Source organism: Bradyrhizobium sp. dw_78 (assembly GCF_018449525.1).
Taxonomy (GTDB): Bacteria; Pseudomonadota; Alphaproteobacteria; order Rhizobiales; family Xanthobacteraceae; genus Bradyrhizobium.
Map to the genome: position 1 here is coordinate 84,523 of NZ_JAAVUS010000004.1, position 23,448 is coordinate 107,970.

A 23,448-nucleotide genomic window follows, 5' to 3' on the forward strand; every position below is an offset into this window, starting at 1 on the left:
CCGTCTAGGATGCCTTTGCGGCAATTTGAGGCAATAGGGTGGCGGCCCTATTTCGCGCATTATGGTCAACGTCGATGGCATCGTCGGCCGAGGTCAGCGGCGCCAAATTACCAGAACGCATCCACGCCTCCAGGGTTGCTTCAACCAGCCGCGCGATCGCACCGAACTTGATCTTGCCGGCGATGAAGGCGGCCACCGCCACCTCGTTGGCGGCGTTATAGACGGTGGTCGCGCCGTGGCCGGTGCGCAGCGCGTCATACGCCAGCCGCAGCCCCGGAAAACGGCCGAAATCCGGCGCCTCGAAGGTCAATTGCCCGATCTTGGCAAGATCGAGTTTCGCGGCCGGTCCAACGATACGGTCGGGCCAGCCGAGGCAATGCGCGATCGGCGTGCGCATATCGGGCGATCCCAGCTGCGCCACAACCGAACGGTCGGAAAATTCAACCATGCCGTGAACAATCGACTGCGGATGCACCAATACGTCGATTTCATCCGGAGAGAGCGCGAAAAGATAGGAGGCTTCGATGACCTCGAGCCCCTTGTTCATCATCGATGCCGAATCGATGGTGATCTTCTGCCCCATGCTCCAGTTCGGGTGTTTCAGCGCCTGGGCCAGTGTCGCCTGTTCGATGTCGGCGGCGGCCCAGGTCCGGAACGGCCCGCCGGACGCCGTGATGATGACGCGAACCAGCTCCTCGCGATTGCCGGAACCAAGCGCCTGAAACAGCGCGTTGTGTTCGGAATCGGCAGGCAGGATGCAGGCGCCGGCCCTGGCCGCGCGCTCCATGAAAAAATCACCCGCGCAAACCAGGCATTCCTTGTTCGCGAGCGCAACGGTCGCGCCCCGGTCCACCGCCGCGAGCGCCGGCTTCAATCCGGCGGCGCCGCTGACGGCGGCCATGACCCAATCCGCCGGCCGCGATGCGGCCTCGATGATCGCGCTTTCGCCCGCGCCGCATTCGGTGCCCGTTCCAGCCAGCGCGTCCTGCAGATCTTTCAACAAAGTGGGATCGGCAATGGCCACGAATCGGGCGCGGAACTCCCTGGCAAGCTTCGCCAGCGCCTCGACATTGGTGTTGGCGGTCAGGGCCTCGACCCGATAGCGGCCGGGCGCGGCACGGAGCAAATCCATCGTGCTGTCGCCGATGGAACCGGTGGCGCCCAGCACAGTTACGGCACGCACGGCGGAAGCGGCGGCCTTGTTGTTACGCAACGGAACAGCGCTCATCATTTCACCAAACCATAAGACCGCGGCCGACGCCATCCACGCCGCCCCGCAAAAGACCGAAAATCGCAGCCAGAACCACGGCGGCAACGAACCCGTCAAGCCGGTCAAGCACCCCGCCATGACCGGGGATGATGTGGCTGGAATCCTTGACGCCGAACCGGCGTTTGACCGCGGATTCGAACAGATCGCCGAACTGCGAGGCGATGGAGAGAACCGATCCGAGAACCAGAATCGGAACAGCGCCGCCGACCTTGAAGACGGCAAATCCGGCGCCGACCACAAGGCTCGCCACAAAACCGCCGATCGCGCCGGCCCAGGTCTTGTTGGGGCTGACCCGTGGCCAGAGCTTCGGCCCGCCGATGCCGCGGCCGGCGACATAGCCGCCGATATCGGTCACCCACACCACGAGGAGAATCAGGATCAGGGCGGAAAATCCGTCGGCCGGATCAAATCGCAGCAAGATCGAAGCGATCTGCGCGGCAGCCGCATAGAAAAATCCGGCCGCGGCCCACAGACGCCGCTCCGGCGCGAGCAATCCGGTCGCCAGCAGGCCAAGCACCGAGGTGACGAGCAAGGCCTTGATATGCCCCTGGCCGACAGACCAGCCCATGACAAGCAGCGCCGCGACGCCGGACGCCACCACGGTCGTCTGATGGGCTTTGCCGATGATCGTCAGCCATTCCACGTAAAGACCGATCGCAGCCAGCGTCACCAGCGCGGCCCAGAACCATCCGCCGAGATAGGCGATCGCAATCGCGACTGGCGCCAGCACCAACGCCGCGACAATGCGCATCAAAAGATTGCGCCCGTTCTGCTCCACAATGGCCGCCGGCGCGGATTTGCCTTGGGTCACGATCCGGTTTTCGCAACCAGGCCACCGAAGCGACGTTCGCGCCGGGCGTATTCGGCGATCGCTCCTTCCAGCGCGGCCTTATCGAAATCGGGCCAATGGATCGGCACGAAAACGAGCTCGCTATAGGCCGCCTGCCACATCAGGAAGTTCGACAGCCGTTGCTCGCCGCTGGTGCGAATGATCAGGTCGGGATCGGGAATATCGGGCGTATCGAGGTACCGGCCAAGTACATCGGCGTCGATCGAGGAAGCCTCGCGTTTTCCTTCCGCGACCTCAAGCGCCAGACGCTGCGCCGCCTTGGCGATTTCCTGGCGCGAGCCATAGTTGAAGGCGACGACAAGGGTGAGCTTGGTGTTGGCTTTCGTCAGCTCTTCAGCCTCGTTCAGGAGCGCGCAAATATCGGCCTCGAGGCCGGTGCGTTCGCCGATCACGCGCACCCGCACGCCGTCGCGATGCAAGGTTGCCAGATCGTTGCGGATGAACCTTCGGAGCAGGCCGAACAGATCGCCGATTTCGGTAGCCGGGCGCGACCAGTTTTCCGAGCTGAACGAGAAGATCGTCAGATAGAGAATGCCGAGTTCGGACGCCGCGCGAACCACGCGGCGCAGCGCCTCTACCCCGCGGCGGTGCCCCTCCGCGCGCGGCAGGCTGCGGGCCGCCGCCCAGCGGCCGTTTCCGTCCATGATGATCGCCACATGCACAGGATTATCGGCTCGGTCCGATGCTTGGGGTGCGGGGGCGGCGGCGTTCGACATCGGTCAATCCTTGGCCAATCCTTGGAGCGTTTTTGAGCGAAGCGGACACCGGTTCGCGTGAAGAAAACGCGTCAAAACAACAAGAGGACGTTAAACGGTAAGAATTTCCTTTTCCTTGGCCGCAAGCAACTGATCGATCTCGGTAATCACGCCGTCGGTTGTCTTCTGCACATCGGCAGCCAGACGCTCCTGATCATCCTCGGAAATCTCGTGGTTCTTCTCCAGCTTTTTGACGGTATCGAGACCGTCGCGGCGGACATGCCGCACCGCGACCTTGGCGGCTTCCGCATATTTATGCGCCACTTTCACCAGTTCCTTGCGGCGCTCTTCGTTGAGTTCGGGAATACGAAGCCGAAGCACCTGGCCCTCGGTGGCGGGGCTCAAGCCGAGATTGGAATCGATGATCGCCTTTTCCACCGCCTTGACCATCGTTTTGTCCCACACCTGGACGGAAAGCAGTCGCGGCTCCGGCACGCTGATGGTCGCAACCTGATTGAGCGGCATGTGCGAGCCGTAAGCTTCGACTTGCACCGGCTCCAGCATCGAGGCTGCGGCGCGGCCGGTCCGCAAGCCGCTCAATTCGTGCTTGAGCGACTGGGTGGCGCCCTGCATGCGGCGCTTCAATTCGTTGAGATCGAAACCGGGTGTGGGCATAATTCTCCCCTCCTTCCAGACTAGCCGCCGTCGTCAACCAACTTCCGGACGGGCCGTTAACAAGCCCGTCAACCGGCGACGATTGTGCCGCGGCCCGTTCCGCGCAGAATCGCGCCAATCGAGCCAGGCTCGGCGATCGAAAATACGATGATAGGCAGCGACGTCTCGCGGGCAAGCGCGAAAGCTGTCGCATCCATGACCTTGTAGCCGCCCTCGATCGCCTGCGAGTGAGTCAGGCGTTCAAACCGCTTCGCGGACGGGTCCTTTTTGGGATCGGCACTGTAGACGCCATCGACATTGGTGGCCTTCAGCACCACGTGGGCGCCGATTTCGGCGGCCCGCAACACCGCCGTAGTATCGGTGGTGAAAAACGGATTGCCGGTCCCGCCGCCCAGCAGCACGATCCGCCCTTCGGCAAGATATTTGTGCGCCGCGCCCCGGGTGAACAATTCGCAGATCTGCGGCATGACGAAGGCCGACAAGGTGCGCGCCGACGCCCCTTTTCGTTCGATCGCGGCCTCCAGCGCCAGGCAGTTCATCACGGTGGCGAGCATGCCCATGGTGTCGCCGGTCGGACGCGACACGCCCTGCGACGAGACCTCCACGCCGCGGACGATATTGCCGCCGCCGACCACGACCGCGATCTCGCCGCCCAGTTGACGGGCCGCAATCAGGTCGCCGGCGATCCGGTCGATGGTAAGCTGGTCGATGCCGAAGGATTGCGCGCCGGCGAGATATTCGCCGGAGAGCTTGATCACCACGCGACGATAGACCGGCTCAGCCATGATGCGATCGCTCTCCCTGAAGCCCGAATCAGCCAAGCCGATCGGACTCGTCGCTCGACTTCGGGCCATCGTGCCGGAAAAACCTCCGGCCGTTACTTCTTGCCGCTGGCCGCCGCGACTTCAGCTGCGAAATCGGATTCCTGCTTTTCGATTCCCTCGCCGAGAGCATAGCGCACAAATCCGGTAATCTTCACCGGCGCGCCGACTTTGCCCTCAACATCCTTTAGCGCCTGGCCTACGGACTTGCCGTTATGCTCGGCGTGGATCGAAGCCTGCTCCAGCAGGCAAACTTCCTTGTAATAGGTCTTCAGGCCGGACTCGACGATCTTTTCGATCACGTTCTCCGGCTTGCCCTGCTGGCGGTACTTGTCGGCCAGCACATCCTTTTCGCGCTTCACGACGGCGGGATCGAGCCCGGCCGGGTCCAGCGCCTGCGGATTGGCGGCCGCGACATGCATCGCGAGCTGCCTGCCAAGCATGGCTAGTTCGTCGGTTTTACCAGCCGATTCAAGCGCCACGATCACGCCCATCTTGCCGGCGCCGTCGATGACGGAGCCATGCACATAACTCGACACCACGCCCTTGCCGACTTCGAGCGAAGCCGCGCGGCGCAGCGTCATGTTCTCGCCGATGGTCGCGATCGCATCGGAAATGGCGGTCTCGACCGTCACGTCCCCGACCTTCGCCGCCTTGATCTTCTCGATGTCGGCGCCGCTGTGCAACGCGACCTGCGCGATCATCTTGACCAGTCCCTGGAACTGTTCGTTGCGCGCGACGAAGTCCGTCTCGGAATTGACCTCGACGACCACGCCCTTGGTACCCGACGTCACGGCGCCGATCAGGCCTTCCGCCGCGACGCGGCCGGCCTTCTTTGCAGCCTTCGACAGGCCCTTCTTGCGCAGCCAATCCTGGGCAGCCTGCATGTCGCCGCCGGTCTCGGTGAGCGCCGCCTTGCAATCCATCATGCCCGCGCCGGTCGACTCGCGGAGGTCCTTGACCATCACTGCTGTGATCGTAGCCATCGTTGAACGTCCTTCTTGCCTGTCAGGGCGACCGCAACGCGGTCTTCCGACTCGCTCCTGCCAGCCACAGGGGATGTCGTATCGGAAACTTAAAGCGATGGCCGGAACGATCCGGCCATCGCGATTACCTTACTCGGCCTCGGCGGTCAGCGCCTTGGCCTGGGTGACCCAGGCATCGGCCCGGCTCGGAAGTCCGACTTCTTCACCGATCTTGTGCGCGGTGTCGTGATCGAGTTCGGCGAGCTGCCAGTAATGGAAGATGCCGAGGTCGTTGAGCTTTTTCTCGATCGCGCCCGACACGCCCGTCAGTTTCTTGAGGTTGTCGGCGGTGCCGCGCGGACCTGCGAGCCCCTGGAATCCGGCAGGCTGGGGCGCGGCCGGAATGACCTCGCTCACCGGCTGAATGGAAGCCCCGACATCGATCCCGGAGTCGCCCTGGGCGCGCGAAATGCCGTCGATGGCCGCGCGGGCCACCAGATCGCAATACAGCGCGATGGCGCGGCCGGCGTCGTCATTGCCCGGCACCACATAGGTAATGCCCTTGGGATCGGAATTGGTATCGACGATCGCGGCGACGGGAATATTGAGCCGCTGCGCTTCCTGGATCGCGATGTCTTCCTTGTTGGTGTCAATCACAAAGATCATGTCGGGAAGACCGCCCATGTCCTTGATACCGCCGAGCGAACGGTCAAGCTTGTCGCGCTCACGCTGCAAGGTCAGACGTTCTTTCTTGGTGTACTGCGCGCCCTCGCCGGAGCCGAGCATCTCATCGAGCTGACGCAGGCGCTTGATCGAGCCGGACACTGTCTTCCAGTTGGTCAGCGTGCCGCCGAGCCAGCGCGAATTGACGAAATATTGCGCCGAACGCTTCGCAGCCTCGGCCACGCCGTCCTGCGCCTGCCGCTTGGTGCCGACGAACAGGATGCGGCCGCCCTTGGCGACGGTATCGCTGACCGCCTGAAGCGCGCGATGCAGCAGTGGCACCGTCTGGGCGAGATCGATGATGTGGATGTTGTTGCGGGCGCCGAAAATGTAATCCGCCATTTTCGGATTCCAGCGGTGCGACTGGTGGCCAAAGTGAACGCCAGCCTCAAGCAACTGACGCATAGAGAAATCGGGTACCGACATGATCTAGTTCTCCGGTTGGTTCCTCCGGAAACGTGTGAGCAAACGAGCCTTATGGCCCGGTTGCCACCGGACGGCCTTTAAAGCCATGTTTCCGTGTGAGATGGTCGGCTATATAGCTGGATTTTCGCCAGAAGCAAGGAAATAAGGCCGGTTTTGCGGCCTTTCTGACCCCGCCCTGGCCTTGCCCACCCCTCCGGGCCAGGCCGGCCGGTTCACGTTCCAGCCGGCTCTCAAGTAACCATATCGACCTTGCCATCCTTGAGCCGGTAGATGCCGCCGACCACTTTGAGCTTCTTCTGTTCCACCGCCGCGCCGAGAATGGGCGTTGCGGAGCTCAGTTTGGCGACATTGTCGATCACATTCTGCCGGATCGCATTGTCGAGGGCGCTGCCTGCTTGCGACGAGACCGCCTTCACGGCCGGCGCGATGGCGGTAACGAGCGACGGCATGCGGCCCGGCAATGTGCTGCCGTCCTTGAGCGATTTGATGGCTGCGCCCACAGCGCCGCAACGATCGTGACCGAGCACGAGGATCAAAGGCATGCCGAGCACCGCGATGGCGTATTCCATGCTGGCGATAGTCTCGTCATTGGCGAAGTTTCCGGCCACCCGGCAAACAAATAGATCGCCGCGGCCGCTATCGAAGGCATATTCGGGCGCGATGCGGGAATCGGCGCAGCTTAAAATACCCGCATAGGGGTTTTGCCCCCTACCAGCACCTCCCGCTCATGTTTGAAGTCGTGACGCCGCGAGACGCCTTCAACATAGCGCTCGTTGCCTGCCCGCAGACGCTCAAGCGAGGCATCCGGCGACAGTACATTTTGCGGTTTTGGCGGCGCCTTCACCTGCTTGGCGCCGGCAGCGTTTCCAAGGAGCAGCCCTATCGCCGACGCGGCGACAACCATTGCCGTCCGGCGTGAGGGCGCGAACGAATGAAACGAGCGGTCACGGCATAACCCGCACATCGGAACCCTCCGCCAGATCCGGCAATTACAGCGTCTGAACTTCGACCACGCCCGTTACGGCCTTGATCGCCCCCGCGATCTGCGGCGAGACCTTGAAGCGGCCCGGCAGCTTCATTTCCACCTCGGTTTCGAGGTCGAGCATCATCACGAGCGAGACCTCGCCGTCTCCGGAACCTGCGCGCGGAACGATGCCGGGGCTGGCGGCCTTTGCCACCGGCGCTCCGTTTCCATTGGCCGGCGCGCCCTCCGGCCCAGCCAGCCGCTTGGCGATCGATTCCAGCGACTTCGTATCGCGCACGAAAATCCGCAAGCCTTTCTGGGTCTTGGCCGCGGCGTCATCCAGCGGCTCGGCATGCAGCACCCGCGCGCGAACGTCCTCGCCCTGCAATTCGGCGCCAAGTTGCAGCAGCACCGCCGCGCCCGGCTCCAGCACGTCGCGATATTGCGCGAGCCCTTCCGAAAACAACACCGCTTCGAAATGACCGGTCGGATCAGACAAGCCCATGATACCCATCTTGTTGCCGGTCTTGGTCCGCCGCTCCATCCGCGAGACGACGGTCGCGGCAACCTTGCCCGCGGTCGCGCCGGTCTTCACCGCGCGGGAGAATTCGGCCCAGGACTGCACCCGCAAGCGTTTCAGCACGGTCGCGTAATCATCCAGCGGATGGCCGGAGAGGAAAAAGCCGATGGCGTCATATTCGCGCCGCAGCCGTTCGGCCGGCAGCCACGGCTCGAGCTGTGGCAGCACGATGGTCGGCGCATCGGCCGCATTGCCGAACATGTCGTTCTGCCCTGATGTGGTGGCTTCATGGCTGCGCTGGCATGCGGCGAGAATGGCATCCGCGCCCGCGAACACGCGGGCCCGGTTGGAATCGAGCGTGTCGAACGCGCCGGCGGCGGCGAGACTCTCGATGACGCGCTTGTTGATGGCGCGCGGATTGACCCTGGAAGCGAAGTCGGCGAGCGAGGTGAACAGGCCGCTCCGTCTTGCCTCCACCATCAATTCGATCGCCTGCGCGCCGACGCCCTTGAGCGCCGCCAGCGCATAATAGATCGTATTGTCGCCGACTTCGAAAGTCGCTCCGGAACGGTTGATCGAGGGCGCCTCAACCTTGATGCCGAGCCGCTGCGATTCGGAGCGAAACTCGCTGAGCTTGTCGGTGTTGTTGAGTTCGAGCGTCATCGACGCCGCGAGAAACTCCACCGGGTAATGCGCCTTCATATAGGCGGTGTGGTACGACACCAGCGCATAGGCTGCGGCGTGGCTCTTGTTGAAGCCGTAATCAGCGAATTTCGCCAGCAGTTCGAAGATCGTGTCCGCCTGCCCTTTCGGCACGCCGTTCTTGACCGAGCCGGCCACGAAGATCGCGCGCTGCTTTTCCATCTCGGCGCGGATCTTCTTGCCCATCGCACGGCGCAACAGATCGGCGTCGCCCAGCGAGTAGCCCGCCATCACCTGCGCGATCTGCATCACCTGCTCCTGGTAGATGATAACGCCGAAGGTCTCCTTGAGGATCGGCTCCAGCATCGGATGCAGATATTCCGGCTCTTCGTCACCATGCTTGCGGGCGCAATAGGTCGGGATGTTAGCCATCGGACCGGGACGATAAAGCGCGACCAGCGCGATGATGTCCTCGAACCGGTCGGGGCGCATGTCGACCAGCGCCCGCCGCATGCCCTGGCTTTCAACCTGGAACACGCCGACCACATCGCCCTTCGCCAGCATCTGGTAACTGGCGGCATCGTCCAGCGGCAGCGTCGCCAGATCGACATGGACATCGCGCTGCTTCAGGAGCTTGACCGCGACATCCAGCACCGTCAGCGTCTTCAGGCCGAGGAAGTCGAATTTAACCAGCCCCGCCGGCTCGACCCATTTCATGTTGAACTGGGTCACCGGCATGTCCGATTTCGGATCGCGATAGAGCGGCACCAGTTCGCTGAGCGGCCGGTCGCCGATGACGATGCCGGCGGCGTGTGTGGAGGCGTGCCGGGTCAGGCCTTCAAGACGCTGCGCCACGTCGAAGGCGCGCGCCACCACCGGATCCTCGTCGCGGAACGCCTGCAGCTTCGGCTCGCTTTCGATCGCAGCCGCCAGCGTCACCGGCGCGGCCGGGTTTTGCGGCACCAGCTTGGTCAGCTTATCGACCTGACCATACGGCATTTGCAGCACACGGCCGACGTCGCGGAGCACACCGCGCGCCTGCAAGGTGCCGAAGGTGATGATCTGTGCCACCTGGTCGCGGCCGTAGCGCTCCTGCACATAGCTGATCACTTCGCCGCGCCGGTCCTGGCAGAAATCGATGTCGAAGTCCGGCATCGATACGCGCTCCGGATTGAGGAAGCGCTCGAACAGCAGGCCAAACCGGATCGGATCGAGATCGGTGATGGTCAGCGACCAGGCGACCAGCGAGCCGGCGCCGGAGCCGCGGCCAGGCCCGACCGGAATGCCTTGCGCCTTGGCCCATTTGATGAAGTCCGAGACGATCAGGAAGTAGCCCGCATAGTTCATGCGGTTGATGACGTCGATCTCGAAGGCCAGCCGCTTGCGATAATCCTCCTCGGTCATGCCTTGCGACAGGCCGTGAATCCTCAACCGCCGGTCGAGCCCTTCCTCGGCCTGACGAAGCAATTCCGCCGCTTCGTCGCTCTGCGCCTCCGCAGCATTCGCGCCGGCCCCGACGGTGAAGCGTGGCAGGATCGGCTTGCGCGTCCTCGGGCGGAACGAGCAGCGTTCGGCGATCTCGACCGTGGACGCCAGCGCCTCCGGTATGTCGGCAAACAGCACCGCCATTTCAGCGCGGGTCTTGAAGCGGTGGTCCGGGGTCAACTGCTCGCGATCGGTCTCGGCGATCAGACGACCGCCCGCGATACACAACAGCGCGTCATGGGCTTCGTAGTCATCGGCGGCCGCGAAATACGGCTCGTTGGTCGCGACCAGCGGCAGCCCCTTGGTATAGGCGAGATCGATCAGGCCGCCTTCGGCGCGGCGTTCCTTGTCAATGCCGTGACGTTGCAATTCGATATAGAGCCGGTCGCCGAACAGCTCCGCCAGCCGGTCGCAGCGTAAGGCGGCGAGCGCCGGCTGATCGGCCACGAAGGCGGGCGAAATCGGCCCATCGGGACCACCGGTCAGGACGATCAGGTCTTCGGCGTCGCCATGCAGCCAGTCGAACTTGATGTGCGGGCTCTGGTGGACCGGCGTCTCCAGGAACGCCCGCGAATTCAGACGCATCAGGCTGCGATAGCCGCGCTCGCGGGCCGCCAGCAGCACGATTCGTCCGGGGCCGGCGACCGCATTACGCGCGTTCGGATCCTGGTCGCCGAAATCGACCGCCAACTCGCAGCCGACGATCGGCTGGATGCCATAGCCCGCCAGCTTGTCGGAAAACTCCAGCGCGCCGAACATATTATCGGTGTCGGTCAGCGCCAGCGCCGGCTGCCGGTCGGCCTTGGCCAGTTCCGCAAGCTTCTGGATCTTGATCGATCCCTTGAGCAGCGAATAGGCCGAATGAACATGAAGATGAACAAAGCCGGCGCTGGCCGTGGTCGGTTTCTGTATCGTCATAGGTCTGAATGTGTTGTGCTTTTGGGGACTCGAGGCGCGCAACGCCTCCTCTAGGGAAGCGGAAGCCGCCTCAAGCATCGACTCGCCCCGCCATGGTGGGACGCCCGGCCCGAGCTGTCCATGCGGAAGGCCCGATTAAGGCCCGCCGTCCTTCTTTTCCCCAAAACTTGGCCCTTGCTCAGACCCTAGACTCACGGCCCTTCCGGGTTCGTACCGCTCCGAGCCTCAAAACTGGCAAATCAGTTGCGCCCAGACTGCGATCATTCCAACGAACAGTGTGATTGAAGCCAGCGCCGCCGCCTCTTCCACGAATATCCTCAACATCACCGCCTCCCTGACACAGGAACATAATACGAACATTGTTCCTATTTTGTTCTCAGAGTCAAGCAGCGGCGGCGATGGCCGGCTAGAAGACGGCAGAATTGGTTAATCCCAGAAAGTCGGTTGGTCAGCCATCATGAGACAGCCGCGGACCAACGCTTTCCATTCACGGGGCCTGATCCGTCATCGGCAAGACATGCCGGCCGCCATCGAGTCCCAGAATCCGCATTCCGTGGTCGGCTCGGCCAGTCTGTTCAGGTAGTGCGGTCCCCGCGCGTGCAGTTCGTCACGGAACACCAACAAAATAGCCGCCGCGAGAAGGATAGCGGCCAACAGGATGGATGGTCTCATTCGCATGTCCCGATATGCGCGACGAAGCGTCCGTTTTCCAGCCCGAAATTGGCGTTCGCAGGTGACCTACTGCCGCAGGACATTTGGAGGCGCCAACGGCCGATGGGGTTATTGCCGGTTAGCCCTGCCTGTTGAGATTGATCAAAACAAGGCAGTCCTGGCGGCATAGAAGGGATCGGTGCTGCTCGCGAACGTGAGTTGACGCGGGGCGGCTTGAGCGATTTGGGTCTCGTTCACGATTGAATTCAAAACGGTGCGGCCGAAAGAGGTTTTCATGCGCGGTCTTGTGGCGGCTTTGGTTACGGCAGGTGGACTGGCGATGCTCGGCGCGACGCCGGCTGCGGCCTATGGGACCCGTTATCCATTTTGCATCCAGGGCATGGAATATCCGGGGCTCAGCGGTTGTACCTATACCAGCTATGAGCAGTGCCAAGCCACCGCCTCCGGACGGTTCCTCCAATGCATTGAGAATCCATATTACGTGCCGGAAGGTGTTCCTCGCAGAAATCGCGGCCATGTGCGCCCCGTTCATCCCGCCTATCCGTCCTACTGAGCGGATGAGATCGCGAATCGGATGTTGAAGCGTATCCTCGCTCTGGCGGTTCTGGTGATCGGCGCCATATCGATGATGACGCCGGCGGAAGCGCAAACTTATGATCCGGACTTTCCAGTTTGCCGGCAGATCTTCGGTCCATTCGGCTATTACGATTGCAGTTACACCTCGATGTCGCAGTGCAGGCCATTGGCGCAGGGCCTCCCGGCGCAGTGCATTGTCAATCCCTATTACGACAAGGGTCACGACAAGCCGTTACGGCCATATCATCGAAGACGGCGCCGCGCGGAGTAAAGCTTCATCGGTTCTGATTGAATCAGAGCCGGGCTCTCATATTTCGTTTTGACGCGTTTTCTTTACGTGAACCGGAATCCGCTTCGCCCGAAAACGCTACGGCTATCTGTCACTCAAGCTCGATGACGCGCCCACCCTCGAGCGACACCCGCCGGTCCATCCGGCCCGCCAGTTCCATGTTATGGGTCGCGATCAGCATGCTCACCTGGGTGGCCTGGACAAGCTGCATCAGCGCGCCAAACACGTGATCGGCGGTATGCGGATCGAGATTTCCGGTCGGCTCGTCGGCGAACAGAACGCGCGGCGCATTGGCGACAGCGCGGGCGATCGCGACACGCTGCTGCTCGCCCCCCGATAGTTCGGCCGGCCGGTGCTTGATGCGGTCGCCGAGACCGAGATAGGCCAGGATCTCGGTCGCGCGCTTGACCGTTTCAGCGCGCTTGAGGCCGCGGATCATCTGCGGCAGCATCACGTTTTCCAGCGCGGTGAATTCCGGCAACAGCCGATGCGATTGGTAGACGAAGCCGATATCGGTGCGGCGGATCTGGGTTCGCTCCATGTCCGACAGCCCCGAGGTGGCGGTGCCGCCGACATAGACTTCGCCGTCATCGGGGCTTTCAAGCAGGCCCGCGATATGCAGCAGCGTCGATTTGCCCGAGCCCGACGGCGCCACCAGGGCGACCGACTGACCGGCCCATAGCGCCAGCTTGGCGCCATCGAGGATCGTCAGCGTCGCCTCGCCTTGCCTGTATTGCCGCTTTATCTCGTGAAGATAGACGACCGGTACATCTTCCGTCCCTTGCGCCATCAGCCCCTCACTCGTACCGGAGCGCATCGACAGGATCGAGGCGGGCGGCACGCCACGACGGATACAGCGTGGCAAGGAAGGAAAGCGTCAGCGCCATGATGACCACCGCAGCGGTCTCGCCGAAATCGATCTCGGCCGGCAGCTTCGACAGAAAGTAAAGCTCGGGCGAAAACAGCTCGGTGTTGGTGAGCCAGGACAGGAATTCGCGAATTGATTCGATATTCAGGCAGACCACCATGCCGACCAGAAAACCGGTCAGCGTGCCGACCACGCCAATCGAAGCTCCCGTGATCAGAAATATCCGCATGATCGACCCTTGCGAGGCGCCCATCGTGCGCAGGATCGCGATATCGCTGCCCTTGTCCTTCACCAGCATGATCAGGCCCGAAACGATATTCAGCGCCGCGACAAGGACGATCATGGTGAGGATCAGAAACATCACGTTGCGCTCGACCTGGAGCGCATTGAAAAAGGTCGCGTTGCGCTGCCGCCAGTCGACCAGAAAGATCGGCCGCCCAGCCGCTTCGGTCACGGATTTGCGGAAACCATCGATCTTGTCGGGATTGTCGGTAAACACCTCGATCGCGGTCACATCGCTGTTACGGTTGAAATAGTTCTGCGCCTCGGTCAGCGGCATGAACACGAAACTCGAATCATATTCCGACATGCCGATCTCGAACACGGCGGAAACCCTGTAGGGCTTGATCCGCGGCGTGGTGCCCATCGCCGTCACCGCGCCCTTGGGCGAGACCAAAGTGATGCTGTCTCCGGCATGCAGGGAAAGCTGATCCGCAAGCCTTCGGCCGATGGCGACGCCCTGCCCGTCATCGAATCCCTCAAGCGTCCCCTGTTTGATGTTCTTGGAAATCGAGGTCAGGTTGTTGAGGTCGTCGGCACGGATGCCGCGAATGAAGACGCCGGTCGCGTTGAACGGCGATGACCCGAGCCCCTGCCCGTCCACCACGGGCGCCGCAAGCCGGATGCCCTGAACCTGGCTGATGCGGTCGGCCACATCCTTCCAGTCGGTCAGCGGCGACTCCAATGGCTGCACCAACAGGTGTCCGTTGAGGCCGAGGATCTTGTCCAGCAATTCCTTGCGGAAGCCATTCATGACCGCCATCACGATAATCAGCGTGGCGACGCCGAGCATGATGCCCAGAAAGGAAAAGCCGGCGATGACGGAAATAAAGCCTTCCTTGCGCCGCGCGCGCAAATAGCGTCCCGACAGCAGCCATTCGAATGGCGCAAAAGGTAGGGTTCGAACTGGCTCGCTCATGGTCTCATCCATAGCCCGATAATCCCATGATTATGGCTTTTGTTTACCCTCAAGGGTTTCCCACAGGGTTTGGCCGCCTGACGAACGCCCCGAATCCGACGGTTCCGATTGATCATAGTGCGGTTAAGCAGGCCCGGCTAATTAATCCATTACATTATTCGAACGCTTGATCCGAACGCTTGGGTGATTCGGCTCCTTGGCATCGGGTGACGGTCGCAATGTCGACATCGTGATCGGTGTTCTGCACGCGGAAGTGGCGCGGTGCCGATATCGGCTCTCACGCGATCCCAATCGATCTATCGGAAAACGACGCCCCTTGGCCGCAGGGATAGCGCGCAGGACGGTCTTTCAGTTGATCGAGGGGCGACAGCCGCATGACGACGTGTGGATTTCCCTTGGAGACGGAAAATTCCAACGACACCGTTTAAACGATTATCAGAAGCGCGCCACGACGTCGGCCGGTGACATGGTCTCGCGTGACCCGTCCGAGCGCCGCTTGAGTTCAACCTTGCCTTCGGCAAGGCCCTTGGGGCCGACCATGATCTGCCAGGGAATGCCGATCAGATCGGCCGCCGCGAACTTCGCGCCGGCGCGCTGGTCGGTGTCGTCATAGAGCACATCGACGCCCTTGGCCGTCAACTCACGATAGAGTTTTTCGCACGCCGCATCGGTGTCGTCAGAACCCTGCTTCAGATTGAGGATCGCCACCCGGAACGGCGCCACCGCTTCCGGCCATTTGATGCCGGCCTCGTCGTGGCAGGCCTCGATGATCGCGCCGACCAGACGCGACACGCCGACGCCGTAGGAGCCGCCGTGGACCGGAATCTCGGCGCCGTCGGCGCCCGCCACCAGCGCTTTCATCGTATCCGAATATTTGGTGCCGAAATAGAAGATCTGCCCGACCTCGATGCCGCGCGTCTTCACCTTGTTTGCGTCCGCCACCTCGCGCTGGAAACGCGCGTCGTCATGGACGTCTTCGGTCGCCGCATAGACCGAAGTCCATTGCTTGATGATCGGGGTAAGATCGCCGTCGTAATCGACATCTTCACCGGGCACCGGGAGATCGAGCACGTCGCTGTCGCAATAAACCGCGGATTCGCCGGTCTCCGCGAGCACGATGAATTCATGGCTGAGATCGCCGCCGATCGGGCCGGTCTCGGCGCGCATCGGGATCGCCTTCAATCCCATCCGCGCGAAGGTTCGCAGATAGGCCACGAACATCCGGTTATAGGAGCGCCGGGCTGCCGCCTCGTCGATATCGAAGGAATAGGCGTCCTTCATCAGGAATTCGCGGCCGCGCATCACGCCGAAACGCGGACGCTGCTCGTCGCGGAATTTCCATTGGATGTGATAGAGATTGAGTGGCAGGCTCTTGTACGACTTCACATAGGCGCGGAAGATCTCGGTGATCATCTCCTCGTTGGTCGGCCCGTACAGCAATTCGCGCTTGTGGCGGTCGGCGATGCGCAGCATTTCCGGGCCATAGGCATCGTAGCGGCCGCTTTCGCGCCAGAGATCGGCCAGTTGCAGCGTCGGCATCAACAGTTCCAGCGCGCCGGCGCGGTTCTGTTCCTCGCGCACGATCTGCTCGATCTTCTTCAGCACCCGGAAGCCCAGCGGCAGCCAGGCATAGATGCCCGCCGCCTCCTGCCGCAGCATGCCCGCCCGCAGCATCAACCGATGCGAGACGATTTCGGCCTCCTTCGGATTCTCTTTCAGGATCGGCAGAAAAAAACGCGACAATCGCATGGCTACGCTCAGGGAATCGGTGGGACACGGGAGTGGCCGCAGTGAAACCGGATCGGCCGGAAAAACACAAGGCCGCGCGTTGCGCAAGCCGCTGGGATGGCGATTTTCGCCAGTTCCTGCCGCAGCAACGCTCGATCAGAGGTAAATGGGCCACAAACAGTTGTCAGTAGAGTGCCTTAGGCGCCTTTCCTAACGCTGGGGCACATCAAGTTCATCTTCCAGTGTAATCTTCTTGAAGTCTGTCACCAATGCCTCGATCCGTATGTGCCAGCGGCCGGGATATGGGATCGGCACGCCGCGGACATGCCAGTAGCCATCCGCCCCGAGCGTCGCCGGACGCTCCAGAGGCTCGATGCCGCGCTCGGGCAGGCTCAGAATGAGCGTGGCTTCCTTGGCCACGAGCGGGCTCGCATCGCCCTGCATCAATTGCAGCACGAAGCTGTCGGCGCCGACTTTGCCCGGCGACACCAGGATCTGGAACATGGCCTCGTCGGTATGGATATGGACCGCGAGCGGCGTGTCGGCTGTCTCAACCAGGGCGCGCGGCGGGGGCGTGAAGCGCCAACCGGCCACCGCCGCCAGAATCCCGACCGCGACCAGGCCTTCGAGCGCGATGGATCTGACGAGGGGCCGCGCCGCGGCGGGATCGGCCGCCAGCGCCGGCGTCAGACGAAAGCGGTTGAGCGCCGCCAGGCCCAGGAGCGCGATAACGAGCCCCAGCTTGACCGACAGGATCAATCCGTAATCGGTCTCGATCAGCGCTCGAAAGCTCGCAAGCTGAATGACCGCAAGCGTCAACCCGGTCAGCACCAGCACGCCCACCACCGGCACCGCGATACGCGAGAACCGGTTCAGAACGGGCAGCAAAGAAGGTTTAGGCCTTGCCGCCATCGCCACCAGCGGCATGAAGGCGCCGAGCCAATAGGCGACACCTACGCCATGCAGGAACACGGCCGGCCGGGTCAGCCATTGCGGCAATGCGGTCGCGGCGTGACCGGTCGTCGCCAGCGAAATGCCGACGCCAGCCATCGCAAGCGCCCCGAGCAGACGTCCTAATCGCGCCGACGCCGTTCGCAGCGCGACGACGCCTGCGGCCATCGCCGCGATCGCTACCAGCAGCGACGGCCCGAGGCTGGTGCCCAGCGCGGCCTTCCATGTCACGGGCAACAGGAAATCGTCCAGACCGAATTCCAGCACGTCGAGCCCCTGCAATCCCAGCGACGCCAACGCGCTAAAAAGACCAGCCACCAAAGCGACCGTAATGATGTTTGTCGCGGCCGGCGCGCGGCCGATCCAGCCGACAAAAAACGCCCCGCCAATCCCGGCGAACAGGCCGAGATAGACGCCGATCCGCGCCAGCCAGATCAGCCAAGCGACCGTGCCGGAGCCCGCCGGCTCGGCTGGCGTTTCCGTTACCGCGCCGATCGAAAACACCAGCGATCCCCCAACCGGGTGCCCGTCCTGCGAGATCACGCGGTAGCTGACGACCTGCGTTCCCCGCGGCAGGTTTTCGGGCAGCGTCACGAAGATGGATTGGTCGACCGCCTTCACCGCGGCATCGGCGCGCGTTTTCCCCGCGGCATCGATCAGGCTGACCACCACAGGCGCCACGCCTTCATTGAAGCGCAATTCCACAACCTTCGGCGCCTCGGCCACGACGCTGCCGTCGCCGGGCACCGTCGCCACCAGCGAAGCATGTGCCGATGCGCCCGTCGCACCACAGAGAACCCACAACAACATTGCCAGACCGGCGATCAGGCGCATCGTCAGGACTGCACTCTCAAGGTTTCGGCAACAGCTTCACGCCCGGCGCCGGCCATTTGCTGTCATGGGCTTGCGCGGGATCGGCGGGAATATCGATCCAGCGGCTGGTCCCCTGCTCGCATTCCTGCACGGTCGGAAAATACAGCGTGGTGTTGGGTTTGAGATCGCCGGTCAGAAAGGTACTGAGGACGAATTCATCGTAGAAATCGTCCGGCAGCTTGCCGCCGCTCCACACCACTTCCTTGACGCCCTCGGTCAGCCTGGCGCCGTGGAAGTCGTAGGCGCCGGCATATTTGCCCTTGATCGCCTCGACGTTCCAGCCGGGCTTCGGCATCGGCTTCACATCGATGACCCCGTCGGGGATCTGCACGCGGATTTTGGTCGTAGCCGAGCCGGCGCAGCCATGCGGCACGACGAACACCGCCTTGTAGGACGAGCCGATCGCCGCTTCGCGCTTTTCCAGCGTGATATGGGCGCTGGCCGGCGACGCCGCGAACATCGTAACCGCAAGCACTGTCACAAGACGCGATTGATTTGCGCTCAACATCATCAGCCTCACATCTTCATCCCGTTCGGCATTTTCTGCATGTTCATGCCGCCGGACGCAGCGCCCGGCGCCTGCGCGCCGATGCCCTGCACGTCGAGCGAAACCTTCACCTTGCCGGCTTTCTCGAATTGCAGCGTGACCGGCAACGTGTCCCCCTGCTTGAGCGGAGTCTTGAGATCGAACATCATCAAATGATTGCCGCCGGGCGACAGTTTCACGGTCTTGCCGGGATCGATGGTCAACCCGTTATCGAGCGGACGCATCGTCATCACGCCATTGTTCATGGCCATTTCATGGACCTCGACCTTGCCGGCGATGTCGGCGGAAACACCGACGAGACGATCTGCGGTGGCGCCCTTGTTCTCGATGGTCAGATAGCCGCTGCCGATCTTCGCACCATTCGGCGTGGCGCGGCTCCAGGCCTGGCTGATCACGAGATCGCCGGCCTTCACCTCCTCGGCACGCACGGGCGCGGCCAGCAGGCCCGCGATAAAGAAGCCGGAGGCGAGCAGCCGTAAAATGAATGTCATGGGATTTTCCTTTTCGTTATTGGCCAGATTCAGAACGTGTATTTTCCCGCAAGCACATAGGTCCTGCCGGGAAACGGATGGAACAGGAAGTATTGTTCGTTGAAGAGGTTATCGATCCCGAAATCGAACGCGAAATTCTGCGTCGCGTTATAGTGGACCTTCATGTCGACCACGAAATAGTTGTCAAAGGCGCCATAGACATGCGGGATGATGTCGGTGTTATCGAGCATCGAATATTGCTTGCCGCTATAACGGGCTGCGATCGTATAGGCCCAGCTTTGGTTCGGCCGATAGGTAACACCGAAGGTCGACCGCCAATCCGGGACATAGGGGACGCGCTTGCCGACCACGGCGTCCGGCTGGAGCGTTAGCGGATTGGTGCCTGCCCAGGTCGGATCTGACAGGATCCGGGAATCGACATAGGTCACGCTGCCGAAGAGCTGCAGGCCCTTGATCGCGACGTCGTCCTTCTGACCCGACAGTTCGACACCCTGCATCCGGATCGCCGCAACGTTGCCGACGGTCGTGGTCGGCGTCTGCGCGCTGTTCACTGTCATCAGATTGGTCTGCGAGATGATGGCGTTGTTGGTTCTCTCCTCAAAAAGCGTCAGGCGAACGCGGCCGTCGTTCCAATGGCGTTCGATATTGAGTTCGCCGTTGAAGTCCTGCTCCGGCGTCAGGTTCGGATTGGCGAAGGTCGCCACGCCACCCACGGTGACGTTCTGGTAAAGCTCGGCGACTGTCGGATAGCGATACGCCTCGCCGAAATTGGCGGTGATGTTCCAGTCCTTGTTGGGGTCATACGACAGCGAGGCTTTCGGCGAGAAATTAGTCGAAGAGAGATTGGGCTGATTGATCGCAGCAATCGAGGTGACGGCGCCTGCACCGCTGGTCGTGGTGTTGAGGTTGTAGCCGTTGATCGCTTCCCAGGATTCCAGCCGTCCGCCAAGCGTGAGTTTCAGGTTCGGAATGATCTTCCAGGCGTCCTGGACCCACAGCGCCCCGGTCCGCGTTTCCCCCTCGCCGTCCGAATAGAGCTGACCCGTGCCAGTGGATGGCACGGCGTTCCAGACTGACGATGCGTATACTGGATTTTCCAGCTTATAGCGGTCGCCGTGCAGGCCGAAGCTGACTTCCTGCGGGCCGTCGTAACCGAACGGCCGCCAGATTCCTTTGGCATCGCCATTCTGCCAGTTGGTCCCGTCCATGCGCGTAATCTTTCCGTTCAGCGAATAGCCGGCCCCTGTCGGCGTGACGGTGAAGGGATTGAGCTGGGTATCCTGCAAATAATTATAGCTCGAAGCCGAAAGATCGAAGTCAAAGACACCCTTGGTGTCGCTCTTGAGCGAGATGGCGTTGCTCAGATGGGTTTCGTCCCAGATGTATTTGTTGCTCGCGAAACCCGAAATTCCCGCAAAGGTCGCTGCGCCCGTCGCCGCCGAGGTCAGATAGGTTTGCGGATTGGAGGTCTGGATATTATTCCAGACCCCGAACGAATACGTCGCTTGCACCAGCGGCGTCACATCATAAGTCAGCCTCAGGTTCGCCGAGGTCTGCTGTGAATGCGCCAGGGCGCCGGTGCCGACGACATCGGCTGGAAGCCCCTGCTTGTTTAGCGCTGGGAAGCCACCCGTCGTCCCCGCCGGGAGCGTGGCATTGGTGGTGTAGGTCAGCGGCTGCTGGAAACTGTCCTGGTAGTTGACGCTGAGGAGCCACGACAAGGCACCGTCGCGATTGCCTGCGGACGCGCTGGTCAGACTGCTGCCGTAAGTACCCTTGGTGCCGTATTGATTCCACGGCATGACCGAGACGGTCTCCTTGGCCGTCGCGAAGGCGTGGTCCGGCATTTTCGAGGTGATCAGCAGCACCCCGCCGATCGAATTGCCGGGATAGGCGGCGGCAAACGGCCCGTCGAGGAAATCGATCCGTGCAATCGCGTCCGGCGAGACCAGATTCCAGTGCGGCGAGCCATTGGTGTTGTTGTTGTTGATCAGCGCCGAGATCAGCAGATCATCGTAATAGATCAGGGTGCGCGCGCTGGAGTTCAGCCCCCAGGTCCGGGTCGCCAGCACCGCCTGGTTGTCGCCGTCGTTGCGTTTTCGCACGAACAGGCCCGGGAAATATTTGATGGCGTCTTCGGTATCCCTGAGGTTGATTGTCTCCTCGATCTGCTTGGCGGTGATGCTGTAGGATTCCTGCGGGAGCTGGAACCGCTGCTTGATTGGCGGCGTCCCGAGCGAAGCATTGGCGCCGCCCTCGGTGCTGACGACGACAACAGGCAAATGCCGCGGTGGCACGGCGGCCGGCTGCAGCTCGCGCCGCCTGAGGGAGGCCGCCCGTTCGGGCTTTTTCGCAACGCGTTTTATCGACGCCTTTGGCGCCTCCACCGTGACCGGCGGCAGCGCCTGCTGGCTACTTTGTGCGCGCGCAGCACCGGCGCAAGCGGCCAGCGCCGCCTGCAGTGCAACGGCGCTCACGCCACCAAGGGCATGAAGACGAAACATCCGAAAATCCTGACACTGGCGCTATGGCCAGCCTGCTCAACGGCATTATCGGGCAGCGACAGCTGCGCCGATCGTGAGGTGTCTTGGAGTCAGGAAATGAAGGGCGGCGCGCGGGCCTGGGCGAGCGAGCCCGTACGGCAGCCGAGCAGTTCCGGCGCGACCTCGTGCCAAACCACGCGTTCGGGCAGGCGATGGGGCGCCGCAACCGGCATCTGCGGCGCATCGAGAGACGCTCCGGCATGGATGCCGCAGGCCAGGCAGCACAAGCCATCATGAACGTGAGAGCCGCCGGTCTGGTCTGTCTGGTTGCCGGTATCCGAGGCAGAAGCCGCGCTATCGTGGCAGATCTCGGCCGCGGACAAGGGGTCGGACGCGGCGATGCCGGCTGCCCAGCATGCGGCGATCGGTGCAAGGATTTGCACCATCAGGGCCATCAGGACGATCGGAAGAAATTTCCGCAACCGCCGGCGCATCAAACTACCTACCTTCGCAAGACCGTCACCTAATCATCGGCCGGTTGGGAAGTCGAGACGCGCTTCCGCAATAAATTGCGGGCGATTGGGGGAATAATCTCTCGGAAACGACAGCCAATGCAGCATTCCCATCGTCCATTCTACCCTACCGAAATACCATCAACTTCTACAGGTTGGGGTTGAGACGGCGAAATCCGGTTCATTTCGTAATTTGCTCTAATTTTGAACAATCGTTGCTGAAATTGATGACAAGTCGAAAAAGATAGTCTAGCTTTACAGGCTCAGGCTAGCCGCAAGGTTGAAGTCTGGTGGTCCAAGTCTCGGGAGGAGCCCTGACGCGCACAAGCAGCGTCGCCCCGTCAATCAAGATCAAATCTAATTTTCGGGAAAAACAGGGTCGACACAATGTTCAGAGCAGGGTTCGCGCCCTGCTCTTTTTTTAAATCAATCGTATTTTCCCAGTCGGGCCGTTTCCACCTAAATTCAAGCCGATGTCGGCGTGCTTCTTGATCGCACCACGGTCGTAAGAAATTCCCGGCAATGACCCGCACGCCGTCGATGATGAATGTGTCTTTGTCATTGAACGAATCCGATCGGTGACGAAGCGACAGATCTTCGCGGAGCCGTTACCGGATCGTGTTCAGAACGGCATTCCCATCAGCCGGGACAGCCGGTCGACATTCAGATAGCCGGCGTCATAGGCCAGCCACGCCGCGCCGAAAAACACCGCCGAGAGCACCGTGGTCCAGATCAGCTTGCGGCCCATCTGCGCCATGACCGGCGCGCCGGGATCGGTGCCGGGCGCACCCTCGCCTTCCTCGTGCTGGCTGCGCACGCCGAACGGCAATGTCAGGAACAGCACGATCCACCACACCACGAAGTAGATCGCGAACGCGGTCGAGAGCGTGTAGATCATGGCTCAAGCCTGCTCGATCTCGACCAGCGCGCCTGAAAAATCCTTTGGATGCAGAAACAGCACCGGCTTGCCGTGAGCGCCGATCCTGGGCTCGCCGTCACCGAGCACCCGCGCGCCTTCCTTGATCAGGATATCGCGTGTGGCAATGATATCGGACACTTCGTAGCAGACGTGATGAATGCCGCCGTCGGCGTTGCGTTCGAGGAATTTGGCGATCGGCGAGGATTCGCCGAGCGGCTGAATGAATTCGATCTTGGTATTGGGCAGCGTCGCGAACACGGTGATGACGCCGTGCTCGGGCAGCGGCACGGCCTTTGAGATATCGGCACCGAACGCCGCGCCGTAGATCCTCGCGGCCTTCTCGGCATCCTTGACCGCGATCGCCACGTGATTGAGCCGACCCAGCAT

At 62.0% G+C, this 23,448-nt stretch carries 20 protein-coding genes and 1 pseudogene; 2 read left to right on the plus strand and 19 right to left on the minus strand.

Translation table 11 applies throughout. From position 1 onward, the window contains the following. Nucleotides 1-4: 4 nt before the first annotated feature. The 9 genes and pseudogenes from dxr to dnaE all read right to left on the minus strand — a co-directional run bounded on the left by dxr (nucleotide 5) and on the right by dnaE (nucleotide 10,954). Nucleotides 5-1,228: a 1-deoxy-D-xylulose-5-phosphate reductoisomerase gene (gene dxr / locus HB630_RS12210; protein ID WP_213772513.1), complete on the minus strand. Its 1,224-nt coding sequence runs from the start codon at nucleotides 1,226-1,228 to the stop codon at nucleotides 5-7. A gap of 4 nt (nucleotides 1,229-1,232) precedes the next feature. Continuing rightward, nucleotides 1,233-2,081: a phosphatidate cytidylyltransferase gene (locus tag HB630_RS12215; protein WP_346656081.1), complete on the minus strand. Its 849-nt coding sequence runs from the start codon at nucleotides 2,079-2,081 to the stop codon at nucleotides 1,233-1,235. After that, nucleotides 2,078-2,836: an isoprenyl transferase gene (locus tag HB630_RS12220; protein ID WP_213772514.1), complete on the minus strand. Its 759-nt coding sequence runs from the start codon at nucleotides 2,834-2,836 to the stop codon at nucleotides 2,078-2,080. The genes HB630_RS12215 and HB630_RS12220 overlap by 4 nt, the downstream gene beginning before the upstream one ends. Before the next feature lie 90 nt (nucleotides 2,837-2,926). Next, on the minus strand, nucleotides 2,927-3,490 hold the full coding sequence (gene frr / locus HB630_RS12225) for a ribosome recycling factor (protein WP_213772515.1): 564 nt from the start codon (nucleotides 3,488-3,490) through the stop codon (nucleotides 2,927-2,929). A gap of 68 nt (nucleotides 3,491-3,558) precedes the next feature. Then, a complete protein-coding gene (gene pyrH / locus HB630_RS12230; RefSeq protein ID WP_213772516.1) occupies nucleotides 3,559-4,275 on the minus strand; it encodes a UMP kinase in 717 nt (238 codons plus the stop codon). A 92-nt stretch (nucleotides 4,276-4,367) separates the two neighbouring features. Next, nucleotides 4,368-5,297, minus strand: coding sequence for a translation elongation factor Ts (tsf, locus tag HB630_RS12235; protein ID WP_213772517.1), 930 nt, complete (start codon nucleotides 5,295-5,297; stop codon nucleotides 4,368-4,370). A gap of 129 nt (nucleotides 5,298-5,426) precedes the next feature. Next, a complete protein-coding gene (locus tag HB630_RS12240; protein ID WP_213772518.1) occupies nucleotides 5,427-6,425 on the minus strand; it encodes a 30S ribosomal protein S2 in 999 nt (332 codons plus the stop codon). A 230-nt stretch (nucleotides 6,426-6,655) separates the two neighbouring features. After that, nucleotides 6,656-7,329 (minus strand): annotated as a pseudogene (locus HB630_RS12245) (carbonic anhydrase). Between the two features lie 85 nt (nucleotides 7,330-7,414). Next, nucleotides 7,415-10,954, minus strand: a complete 3,540-nt coding sequence (dnaE, locus tag HB630_RS12250) for a DNA polymerase III subunit alpha (protein ID WP_213772519.1) — start codon at nucleotides 10,952-10,954, stop codon at nucleotides 7,415-7,417. Nucleotides 10,955-11,900: 946 nt separating this feature from the next. Between dnaE and HB630_RS12255 the strand changes: the two genes are divergently transcribed. Then, nucleotides 11,901-12,179: a DUF3551 domain-containing protein gene (locus HB630_RS12255; protein WP_213772520.1), complete on the plus strand. Its 279-nt coding sequence runs from the start codon at nucleotides 11,901-11,903 to the stop codon at nucleotides 12,177-12,179. A 21-nt stretch (nucleotides 12,180-12,200) separates the two neighbouring features. Then, entirely contained in the window at nucleotides 12,201-12,473 is a 273-nt protein-coding gene (locus HB630_RS12260; protein ID WP_213772521.1) for a DUF3551 domain-containing protein, read from the plus strand. Nucleotides 12,474-12,582: 109 nt separating this feature from the next. Here HB630_RS12260 and HB630_RS12265 read toward each other — a convergent pair whose 3' ends face one another. The 10 genes from HB630_RS12265 to mce all read right to left on the minus strand — a co-directional run bounded on the left by HB630_RS12265 (nucleotide 12,583) and on the right by mce (nucleotide 23,448). Continuing rightward, nucleotides 12,583-13,281, minus strand: a complete 699-nt coding sequence (locus tag HB630_RS12265; RefSeq protein ID WP_213772905.1) for an ABC transporter ATP-binding protein — start codon at nucleotides 13,279-13,281, stop codon at nucleotides 12,583-12,585. Nucleotides 13,282-13,288: 7 nt separating this feature from the next. Next, the gene (locus tag HB630_RS12270; protein ID WP_213772522.1) at nucleotides 13,289-14,569 is read right to left on the minus strand and encodes a lipoprotein-releasing ABC transporter permease subunit; all 1,281 of its coding nucleotides are present in this window, start codon (nucleotides 14,567-14,569) and stop codon (nucleotides 13,289-13,291) included. A gap of 423 nt (nucleotides 14,570-14,992) precedes the next feature. Continuing rightward, nucleotides 14,993-16,306, minus strand: coding sequence for a proline--tRNA ligase (proS, locus tag HB630_RS12275; RefSeq protein WP_213772523.1), 1,314 nt, complete (start codon nucleotides 16,304-16,306; stop codon nucleotides 14,993-14,995). Between the two features lie 189 nt (nucleotides 16,307-16,495). After that, nucleotides 16,496-18,070: a CopD family protein gene (locus tag HB630_RS12280; protein ID WP_213772524.1), complete on the minus strand. Its 1,575-nt coding sequence runs from the start codon at nucleotides 18,068-18,070 to the stop codon at nucleotides 16,496-16,498. A 16-nt stretch (nucleotides 18,071-18,086) separates the two neighbouring features. Beyond that, on the minus strand, nucleotides 18,087-18,569 hold the full coding sequence (locus HB630_RS12285; RefSeq protein WP_249780852.1) for a DUF1775 domain-containing protein: 483 nt from the start codon (nucleotides 18,567-18,569) through the stop codon (nucleotides 18,087-18,089). 56 nt (nucleotides 18,570-18,625) lie between these two features. Next, the gene (locus HB630_RS12290; protein WP_213772526.1) at nucleotides 18,626-19,147 is read right to left on the minus strand and encodes a copper chaperone PCu(A)C; all 522 of its coding nucleotides are present in this window, start codon (nucleotides 19,145-19,147) and stop codon (nucleotides 18,626-18,628) included. Nucleotides 19,148-19,176: 29 nt separating this feature from the next. Further along, nucleotides 19,177-21,651, minus strand: coding sequence for a TonB-dependent receptor (locus HB630_RS12295; protein ID WP_213772527.1), 2,475 nt, complete (start codon nucleotides 21,649-21,651; stop codon nucleotides 19,177-19,179). A gap of 89 nt (nucleotides 21,652-21,740) precedes the next feature. Next, nucleotides 21,741-22,112 carry a DUF2946 domain-containing protein gene (locus HB630_RS12300; protein WP_249780827.1) on the minus strand — a complete coding sequence of 124 codons (372 nt, stop codon included), beginning with the start codon at nucleotides 22,110-22,112 and terminating at the stop codon, nucleotides 21,741-21,743. 652 nt (nucleotides 22,113-22,764) lie between these two features. Next, on the minus strand, nucleotides 22,765-23,040 hold the full coding sequence (locus HB630_RS12305) for a DUF1467 family protein (protein ID WP_213772529.1): 276 nt from the start codon (nucleotides 23,038-23,040) through the stop codon (nucleotides 22,765-22,767). 3 nt (nucleotides 23,041-23,043) lie between these two features. Next, nucleotides 23,044-23,448 (minus strand): methylmalonyl-CoA epimerase, encoded by a 405-nt coding sequence (gene mce, locus HB630_RS12310; RefSeq protein ID WP_213772530.1) that lies wholly within the window; start codon nucleotides 23,446-23,448, stop codon nucleotides 23,044-23,046.

What these genes read in the sequence shown, in the direction of transcription:
- HB630_RS12295 (WP_213772527.1), bottom strand. Translation starts at nt 21,651, where the DNA reads ATGTTTCGTCTTCATGCCCTTGGTGGCGTGAGCGCCGTTGCACTGCAG.
- HB630_RS12220 (WP_213772514.1), bottom strand. Translation starts at nt 2,836, where the DNA reads ATGTCGAACGCCGCCGCCCCCGCACCCCAAGCATCGGACCGAGCCGAT.
- dnaE (WP_213772519.1), bottom strand. Translation starts at nt 10,954, where the DNA reads ATGACGATACAGAAACCGACCACGGCCAGCGCCGGCTTTGTTCATCTT.
- HB630_RS12255 (WP_213772520.1), top strand. Translation starts at nt 11,901, where the DNA reads ATGCGCGGTCTTGTGGCGGCTTTGGTTACGGCAGGTGGACTGGCGATG.
- HB630_RS12280 (WP_213772524.1), bottom strand. Translation starts at nt 18,070, where the DNA reads ATGCGCCTGATCGCCGGTCTGGCAATGTTGTTGTGGGTTCTCTGTGGT.
- HB630_RS12260 (WP_213772521.1), top strand. Translation starts at nt 12,201, where the DNA reads ATGTTGAAGCGTATCCTCGCTCTGGCGGTTCTGGTGATCGGCGCCATA.
- frr (WP_213772515.1), bottom strand. Translation starts at nt 3,490, where the DNA reads ATGCCCACACCCGGTTTCGATCTCAACGAATTGAAGCGCCGCATGCAG.
- HB630_RS12305 (WP_213772529.1), bottom strand. Translation starts at nt 23,040, where the DNA reads ATGATCTACACGCTCTCGACCGCGTTCGCGATCTACTTCGTGGTGTGG.
- HB630_RS12285 (WP_249780852.1), bottom strand. Translation starts at nt 18,569, where the DNA reads ATGTTCGCGGCGTCGCCGGCCAGCGCCCATATCACGCTGGAAAAGCGC.
- HB630_RS12270 (WP_213772522.1), bottom strand. Translation starts at nt 14,569, where the DNA reads ATGGATGAGACCATGAGCGAGCCAGTTCGAACCCTACCTTTTGCGCCA.
- proS (WP_213772523.1), bottom strand. Translation starts at nt 16,306, where the DNA reads ATGCGATTGTCGCGTTTTTTTCTGCCGATCCTGAAAGAGAATCCGAAG.
- dxr (WP_213772513.1), bottom strand. Translation starts at nt 1,228, where the DNA reads ATGAGCGCTGTTCCGTTGCGTAACAACAAGGCCGCCGCTTCCGCCGTG.
- tsf (WP_213772517.1), bottom strand. Translation starts at nt 5,297, where the DNA reads ATGGCTACGATCACAGCAGTGATGGTCAAGGACCTCCGCGAGTCGACC.
- HB630_RS12290 (WP_213772526.1), bottom strand. Translation starts at nt 19,147, where the DNA reads ATGACATTCATTTTACGGCTGCTCGCCTCCGGCTTCTTTATCGCGGGC.
- HB630_RS12265 (WP_213772905.1), bottom strand. Translation starts at nt 13,281, where the DNA reads ATGGCGCAAGGGACGGAAGATGTACCGGTCGTCTATCTTCACGAGATA.
- mce (WP_213772530.1), bottom strand. Translation starts at nt 23,448, where the DNA reads ATGCTGGGTCGGCTCAATCACGTGGCGATCGCGGTCAAGGATGCCGAG.
- HB630_RS12240 (WP_213772518.1), bottom strand. Translation starts at nt 6,425, where the DNA reads ATGTCGGTACCCGATTTCTCTATGCGTCAGTTGCTTGAGGCTGGCGTT.
- pyrH (WP_213772516.1), bottom strand. Translation starts at nt 4,275, where the DNA reads ATGGCTGAGCCGGTCTATCGTCGCGTGGTGATCAAGCTCTCCGGCGAA.